This window comes from Streptomyces ipomoeae 91-03 (genome assembly GCF_000317595.1).
GTDB lineage: Bacteria > Actinomycetota > Actinomycetes > Streptomycetales > Streptomycetaceae > Streptomyces > Streptomyces ipomoeae.
In genome coordinates this window covers 1-870 of the sequence record NZ_AEJC01000141.1, presented here as the reverse complement: position 1 = coordinate 870, position 870 = coordinate 1, and the positions used below count along the sequence as shown (strand labels likewise).

The 870-nt window shown below is 72.9% G+C and carries 2 protein-coding genes; both read left to right on the top strand.

All coding sequences use genetic code 11. The annotated features are described in order from the left end of the window. Positions 1 to 27: 27 nt before the first annotated feature. Positions 28 to 474: a phage holin family protein gene (locus STRIP9103_RS09040; protein ID WP_009305346.1), complete on the top strand. Its 447-nt coding sequence runs from the start codon at positions 28 to 30 to the stop codon at positions 472 to 474. 8 nt (positions 475 to 482) lie between these two features. Next, the gene (locus STRIP9103_RS53425) at positions 483 to 827 is read left to right on the top strand and encodes a DUF3618 domain-containing protein (protein WP_086019242.1); all 345 of its coding nucleotides are present in this window, start codon (positions 483 to 485) and stop codon (positions 825 to 827) included. Positions 828 to 870: the final 43 nt, after the last annotated feature.

Genomic DNA, 870 nt, shown 5'->3' with positions numbered 1-870 from the left:
TCCCGAGATGTGAGGAGGCGGGACACCATGAGCGGGACCACCCGAACGAGGCCCGCGCCGTCCGCGCGTTCCGGGCCGGACGGGCACGACGGCCACCACTCCGTGGGCGAACTGGTCGGGCAGGCCACCGAACAGCTCTCCCTGCTCGTACGACAGGAGGTCGCCCTCGCCAAGGAGGAGCTGACCGAGAAGGGCCGGCGCGCGGGGCGCGGCGGCGGGCTGCTCGGCGCGGCCGGCGCCGTCGCCTACGTCGGCTTCATGACCATGGCCGGTGCCGGGGTCGCCGCGCTGGACCTGGTGGTGCCGATCTGGGCCGCCGCGCTGATCGTCATGGCGGTGCTCTTCGTGATCGCCGCCGTACTGGCCGCGACCGGGCGCGCCCAGCTGCGACGGGCCACGCCTCCCAAACCGCAGCGGGCGCTCGACAGCGTCAAGGCCGATGTGGACGAGATCAAGGGAAGGGCACGGCGATGATGATGGCCATGGGTGCCTCCGGCGGTCCCAAGGAGTGGGTGGGGGCCAAGGGACCGGATGAACTGCGGCGGCAGATCGAGATGACGCGGAGTCGGCTCGGGGACACCGTCGAGGAACTGGCCGCCAAGGCCGATGTGAAGGGGCGGGCCCGCGCGCGGATGCACTCCGTGCAGGAGCGGGTGCCTCGACAGGCGATCGTCGTCGGCGGAGCGGGGGTGGCCGTCGTGGCGGCCGGGGTCTTTGCGTGGCGGCACTACTACCACGACGTCACCGTCCGGGCGGCTCCGCCATTGATGCGCCGGGCGGCCCCGCCACTGGTGCGGCTTCGGGAGCGGCTCTCCGCGACTCACTAGCCGGCGCTCGAACAGCCCTGCGGTCCCTCGGGATCACGGTCAG